This is a genomic window from Sphingobacterium sp. HJSM2_6 (genome assembly GCF_049316305.1).
GTDB lineage: Bacteria > Bacteroidota > Bacteroidia > Sphingobacteriales > Sphingobacteriaceae > Sphingobacterium.
This window is the reverse complement of record NZ_JBMOXB010000010.1, coordinates 158,424-164,931: the sequence shown is the minus strand read 5'-3', so window position 1 is coordinate 164,931 and position 6,508 is coordinate 158,424. Positions and strand designations below refer to the sequence as shown.

Here is a 6,508-nt window from a genome sequence, read left to right as displayed (position 1 = left end):
TATGTCTGCTTTTAAAAAGCTGTAATTGGAGGATTGCTCAATATCCGAAAGGTTTTCTAGGTTACCTGCATAAGTCAGGGCATCTAAATTAATAATATGATAATCAGGATATTTTTGAACAAATTCACGAACTACATGAGAGCCAATAAAGCCCGCTCCCCCGGTTATTAATATGGTTTTGTTTGTCATGAAATTATATTATTTAATTGTTAGTTAGGTTGTTTTGATTTGAATAATCGGATATTTTTACCCCATGTTTTTTCCAAAATTTAAATAAGCTTTGGAAATGCCATTTCATTGATTTTCCAATTTTTTTACTTGATCTCATATGATTATGAATCATAACAGACTGAGGAAAATAGATTACAGATTTCCCAATTTTCCAACTTCTCAAACATAAATCTTCATCTTCCATATAAAGGAAGTAATCTTCATCGAAACCTTTCAGATTTTTAAAGTGTGTGTTTGTAAGAAAATATGCAGCTCCAACGGACCAATTAATTGGCTGGATCTCATCAATTTTAATATCCTTGCATAAATAGGATGAATTACCAAGGTTAATTTTAGAATCATCTCCTTTCGCTAATACTCTAGAAACAAATAATTTAGGAGTAATGAAACGTCTTACTGAATTCTGATATGTTAAGTCTTTATTCAACAATTTTGGAGCAAGAATTCCAATTTCTGGATTTGATTTTAGATATCTAAACAAAGCATCTAAACTATCTTTAAACAAAATAATGTCTGGATTAATTATAGCTAGGTAATCGCCCTTTGCTTTTTGAGCAGCTAAGTTATTGTTAGCGCCAAATCCTTTTGGAATTATATTTTGAATGATAATAACTTGTGGAAAATTCTCAGAAATATATTCAACAGATCCGTCTGAAGAACAATTATCTACGTATAATACCTCAAATTTAGCAGTTGTAAATCCTTCAGAAAATATGGAAGGGAATAAATCTTTTAAAAATTTCAAATGATTCATTCCTACAGTAATAATAGAAATATCCATATTAGTTATATAATAGAATCTAAATAATTCTTAGCAACAATAGTATCAGAAAACTTTTTAGCTGTTTCTATTGCGTGATTTGAAATGTCCATTTTTTCTTTAGCGCTTAGGCTATTAATATGATCAATAACTTTAGATAAACTTTTTGAACTACCAGCTTCACAGAAAAACCCATTATAACCGTCAACAATAATTTCATCCATTCCTTCTCCGCTAGAAGCTACTGTGATTAATCCTCTTGCCATAGCTTCAAGGTATACTAACCCAAATGTTTCTCCCTGACTAATCATGATAAAACAATCAGCAGCATCTAAACATTGTAAAACTTCTACTCTAGGTAGGTTACCTTTTAAATCTATTTCCCCTTTCAATTGATTATTAGACTGCTCTTGAGCGATTTTCTTTCGCAGTATTCCCTCTCCTACATATATTAATTGATATGAATCCAAAGTTTTTGAATTTTCTAGGCCTACTAATACTTTCAACGGATGTTTTCTTTCGATTAATGAACCTACATAAATAAATTTTGTGATCTTCTCAGTAAATAATTTACCTTCATTCAATATATATTGATTAGGAACCCCTGAATAACATAAGAAGTGGTTTTTTTGAAGTCCAAATTGCTTTTCAAAATTTAGTTTAATATTTGATGACCTAAATCCCCAAGCATCTACTTTTTGAAAAAAGTCTTTAAAATTAGGTCCAATATATTTTTTTAATGGTAAGGATTGTATATGATTTACTATAGCAGTTTTGGCCCCATAATAATATTTCAAATTCGCTACCATCTCAAGGTGCGGATAACAGAAATGTGCAACTATGGAATTTGGAACAAATCCATCATTTTCTAAATCTTTAATAATTAAATCAGTATGGTTTTTTATAACTTGCTTTTTAACTGCAATTTTGGGTATACATTTATATAAAGGTATTCTTGTAATTTTAACACCGTCTATTTCATATTTTGAAATACCTTTGATGTGTTTGGTAATAAAATAGCTTTGTCCAATAGACGCAGCTTTATTCCCCAATAGTTCTGCTCCGAGATGAACAATTCGTGAATAAATAGGATAATTGAAAATAACCCGTACATCATATCCCATTTTCACCCATTCCTTTGCAAAATAATGACAAACATTTGTTGAATTTAAAAGTGCTAGATCTGGAGATGGATAAATAGTGGTAAGTAATAAAATCTTCTTCATAAAATCAATCGTTAAAAATTTCTTTTAATTTTATTAAACTACTTTTATAATAGTTATCTTCTTTTATTATTAACTTCTCATAAATATCTCTTTTGCTTGAAATTATTAAATCCATTTTATTATTTATTAAATGGATAGGTTCTGAAATATCAATTAATAAATCACGAGAATCTGCATGCTCAAAAATTCCCTTTATTTTTAAATGTTTATTTAAATCTGTAAGAATAATGGGAATACAACCGTATTGAAATCCAAGCAAAGCAACATGCAAACGATTCGTTAATACGTACTCAAATGAGCTAAATATATGTGCGTTAGATAAAAATATTTGTTCAGAAATAAACTCAATATTATATTCCTGTTTTAAAAGTTGAAACAATTTATCACAGAATTGCTTATCTTCAGAAACTTGAAATCCAATAACAATTCTATTTTTAGAAAAATTACTTTTAATTATATTTTTAAGTGTAAAAATAAGTTGCTCAATATATTTCTCATTATTAGCTCCTGTAAATATTTGATCACGAAATGAAATAAAAACTCCATTTTTAATATCCTCTTTAGGAAGAACATCATAAGTCCAAGCCAAGTCTGGAAAAAAATCGACTTTATCTATACCTAAATTTTTAGCATAATTATATGAAATTTGATCTCTTACTAAATAACTAGACATAAAATTAGTTTTAAACCTTTCAAGTAATTTAAGTCTTGCATCTAATGGCCCTAGTGAAAAGCCTATTTTTATTATTTTTACTTTAAAACAATATAGAAGGAAATAAGAAAAAGCAACAATTAACTCTTTAAAAAAAGCTTTATAACCACTACCAAATTGATGTCCAGGTGGCGAAGAAATAAAATAAATTTGGTTATATTTTTTAGAATTTTGAATTATTCCTTTAATAATTTGAAATACAAAACTCAAATATGATTTGGAAACAGTTCGATTAGAAACAATTTTCAAATCCTTTAAATAATTATCCGGAGCATCTTTCAAATTTATTTCTACCTCTCCGAATTGAGTAATAAAATCTATTAAGCTTTTATTTATTAATGCATCACCAGTGTTGAAGTATTGCGTCTTACCATGGTAGTATACAATATTTTTTTTCATAATTATAATATGTCCTTTACTTTTTTCCCAAAATTATTCCAACTATTTTCTTGAATAAAAGAATCTAAACTTTTTAATCTATTTACATTCTCCAACTCATTATTTATTACCGCATTAGAATTTACTATCGACACAATATTTTCAAAAGAATCAAATACCTTAACAAAACCAAGATTAAAATAATCTATAAAAGCACCTCTTCTAGGTCCAATAACATTTCTTCCTGTGGATAAAGATTTAATTAATGCCCCTGAATTAAGAACGCTACGACCGTTATAGATGAATAATATATGCTTTGATTGAGAATGGACTTCAAATAATTCTTTATCATTCAAAAAGCAATTTTTCAGAATAATATTTGGCAATATTTTTGTCTTGCTTTTAATTTCATTAAAATAATCTAGGGATTGAAATTTTCCTACTATTAAAACTTTTAAACTACAATTAGTGTCTATCATAAATTCTATAAAGTTTTCTACACCTTTGCTTTTTCGCATTTGTCCCCAAATTAATAGGTCATAATTCTCTACATCTTTACAAAATTTTAAATTATAAAAGAAAGGGTGAACAATATAATAACACTTTTTATGGAATTTTGGATCAATATAATTGAAGCTTTCATTAGTATGAAAAATTATTCGATATGATAAATTTTGAATAATTTTTAGTATTATATTTGAAACCCAAGATTTACCTTTATGTGGCTCCAGGTTATGATGAGTCCAAATAATTTTCTTAGACTTTATTTTAGCCAAAATAAGAAAAATAGACAAAACAGGTAAATTATACCATTTCAAATTTTCAACCCAATTTAAAAAAAATAAATCTGCCTTATTAAAATATATTAAAGAGTCAAAAAATCCTCTAGTTTTTACATACATATTAACAACAGGAAATTCTTTATTAATAGCCGATGCAAAATTATATAAATAGGGATTTTCTTTCTCCAACCTATTTTCTTCCTTCATGGGAAAAATAAACGAATTCATTGCTTTATCTATTGTTATTATATTTGTTGAATAAAATTCTAAAAAATGGATAAAACAAGTTATAATTTATAACCTTAAGATATTCTTTAAGCTTAATATTAATTTCCTGAATATCTATTACAGCTTTATATAATGATAATTCATAAGTAAATCGCTTAGCTAACCAAAAAACCGTAAAAGGTTTTAATATTAAATTATTGGTTTTTACTATTTGGATTAACCATCTTACAAATAATAGACTTGCATCAATTTTTTGAACTACTATTTTTAGATCTTTACTATTTGGAGTCAAATTAAAAGAACTACTTCTCCATGAAACACATGAATTTTTTATAGTTTTTATTCCTGATTTTAAAGCAAATTTTATTACTGTTGCTTCATCACTATGCCATGCAATAGGAAATTCAACAAATCCATCATACACATTAAACTTTTCCTTCCGAAAAATATACTCTACTATATACGACTTAATTTTTCCTGAACTTTTTTTATAAATAAATTCTTCAACTTTTAAAACATCAGGAAAGATTACCCTATTTCCTATAACTATATTATTATTGTCAATAACATTTATGTTAAACCTAAAGACATCAAAATGAACATTATTTAAATTTTTAATAGTATCATAAAAATTTTGAACACAATTTGAATCCATTAAATCATCATCTGAAAATAACCAAATCCATTCTTCATCATTAACCATTTCCAAACATCTATTCCAATGTTTTACAAGATTTTCACCTCCAAGATTATTTGTGAACTTTTGGTAAACAACTTTAAGATCTGGAACAAACTCGTTAATAATACTATATAAATCTTCAGGACTATTGTCATCTCCTATATAAAGACAAAAATCCTTATTCGTTTGGGATGAAATAGATTTTAAAGTTTCTTTAAAAAACTGACTTTTAAAAGCTGGAATAACAATTGCCAATTTATTTCTCATTTTTAATTTTTATTTTTCGATCATTATACCATAAAACCATACCTAGCATTAAAGAAAATATATAATACTGACCTCCATTTATTATATATAAAAATGTAAATCCCGTGAGAATTATACGCGCATATAAACAGATAATTAAAATTTTCCAAATAGGTAAATAGTTGTTAGAAAATCTATTTATTAAAACAAGGGAAAAAAACAAGATGATTAAGAAAGTAATAATTAATCCAAAATCTGCGACTAAATCACCTATAAATGTGTAAAAAACAAACATTCTAATTCCCATTTTTTGATCTAAAGAAAACACATTTCGATCTTCTCCAGAAAAGATATTTGAGAAAGAATTTAAACCATTCAGGGTCTTTTTAGAATTCCATAAATCACCATTAAAATTCGTGAAACTTTCTCCAGAATAACGGTAAAGCCACTCAATTAAACTAAAATCACTATCTTCAAATCTTCCAACGGTAATTAAAAATACCCCTAAAAGTAAAACAAAAACCAAAATAGATATAAAAATAAGGGCAAATCGCCTAACTGAAATGCTTAATTGATTTTTAAAAATTAAATAAACAAATCCAATATAAAATAAATCTTGAATTGAACTCGTCCTAGACCCTAAATTGAATTTAAATAATGAAGGATTAAATGTCGAAAAAATGAGACCAATAGTAATTAATACTATAAAAAAATCCCATTTCTTTACTTTACTCAAAAAGTAGAACAATAATATAGGAGAAATATGGTTTAAAAATAATGTGATACTATTTAACTTACTACCTATAAAACTCATATGGGCTCTTGCATCAAAATCAGAATTACTTCTATCTTCATAATTATCACTTAAGTTCATTGTATTTCCTGACAAAAAAATATGCAATAAATTTTCTATGAAAGGTAAAATTGATGTTATTGCAGTGACATATATTAAAGATTTTAGTATTATAGGATTCCCATAAATTTTAATAATCGAATTAGATTTAAAATTTAATAAAGGAAGATTAAACACTAAATAGCAGACAAAAATGTAAAGAAATGGGAATAAAGTAATACTAGATTTAGTTATAAAATATATACTTGAGTTAAAATATAGTATAGAAAAAAAAGAAGATATTGCCCATAAAAGAAAAATATAACTAGTTGCATCAAAACCTCTATTTTTTAATAGAAATATGAAACTTACTAAATAAATAAGGCAATTAAAAGTTATATATAATATTTCAAAATCCATTCAATTTATTTTAT

At 26.1% G+C, this 6,508-nt stretch carries 7 protein-coding genes; all 7 read right to left on the bottom strand.

Annotated features, from left to right (window positions below; translation table 11 throughout):
• On the bottom strand, window positions 1-189 hold a 189-nt coding region (locus tag ACFRAE_RS10805), incomplete at its 3' end, for a GDP-mannose 4,6-dehydratase (RefSeq protein WP_422797170.1).
• A gap of 13 nt (window positions 190-202) precedes the next feature.
• Entirely contained in the window at window positions 203-1,012 is an 810-nt protein-coding gene (locus ACFRAE_RS10800) for a glycosyltransferase family 2 protein (RefSeq protein WP_422797169.1), read from the bottom strand.
• 5 nt (window positions 1,013-1,017) lie between these two features.
• A complete protein-coding gene (locus ACFRAE_RS10795; RefSeq protein ID WP_422797168.1) occupies window positions 1,018-2,217 on the bottom strand; it encodes a glycosyltransferase in 1,200 nt (399 codons plus the stop codon).
• Between the two features lie 4 nt (window positions 2,218-2,221).
• Window positions 2,222-3,328: a polysaccharide pyruvyl transferase family protein gene (locus tag ACFRAE_RS10790; RefSeq protein WP_422797167.1), complete on the bottom strand. Its 1,107-nt coding sequence runs from the start codon at window positions 3,326-3,328 to the stop codon at window positions 2,222-2,224.
• 2 nt (window positions 3,329-3,330) lie between these two features.
• Complete coding sequence (locus ACFRAE_RS10785; protein WP_422797166.1) at window positions 3,331-4,296, bottom strand: hypothetical protein; 966 nt, start codon at window positions 4,294-4,296, stop codon at window positions 3,331-3,333.
• A 25-nt stretch (window positions 4,297-4,321) separates the two neighbouring features.
• Entirely contained in the window at window positions 4,322-5,263 is a 942-nt protein-coding gene (locus tag ACFRAE_RS10780; RefSeq protein ID WP_422797165.1) for a glycosyltransferase, read from the bottom strand.
• Window positions 5,253-6,494 (bottom strand): O-antigen polymerase, encoded by a 1,242-nt coding sequence (locus tag ACFRAE_RS10775; RefSeq protein ID WP_422797164.1) that lies wholly within the window; start codon window positions 6,492-6,494, stop codon window positions 5,253-5,255. Before ACFRAE_RS10775 ends, ACFRAE_RS10780 begins: the two co-directional genes overlap by 11 nt.
• Window positions 6,495-6,508 lie beyond the last annotated feature (14 nt).

Coding starts and splice junctions, on each gene's coding strand:
- ACFRAE_RS10800 (WP_422797169.1), bottom strand. CDS start 1,012: ATGGATATTTCTATTATTACTGTAGGAATGAATCATTTGAAATTTTTA.
- ACFRAE_RS10795 (WP_422797168.1), bottom strand. CDS start 2,217: ATGAAGAAGATTTTATTACTTACCACTATTTATCCATCTCCAGATCTA.
- ACFRAE_RS10790 (WP_422797167.1), bottom strand. CDS start 3,328: ATGAAAAAAAATATTGTATACTACCATGGTAAGACGCAATACTTCAAC.
- ACFRAE_RS10785 (WP_422797166.1), bottom strand. CDS start 4,296: ATGAAGGAAGAAAATAGGTTGGAGAAAGAAAATCCCTATTTATATAAT.
- ACFRAE_RS10780 (WP_422797165.1), bottom strand. CDS start 5,263: ATGAGAAATAAATTGGCAATTGTTATTCCAGCTTTTAAAAGTCAGTTT.
- ACFRAE_RS10775 (WP_422797164.1), bottom strand. CDS start 6,494: ATGGATTTTGAAATATTATATATAACTTTTAATTGCCTTATTTATTTA.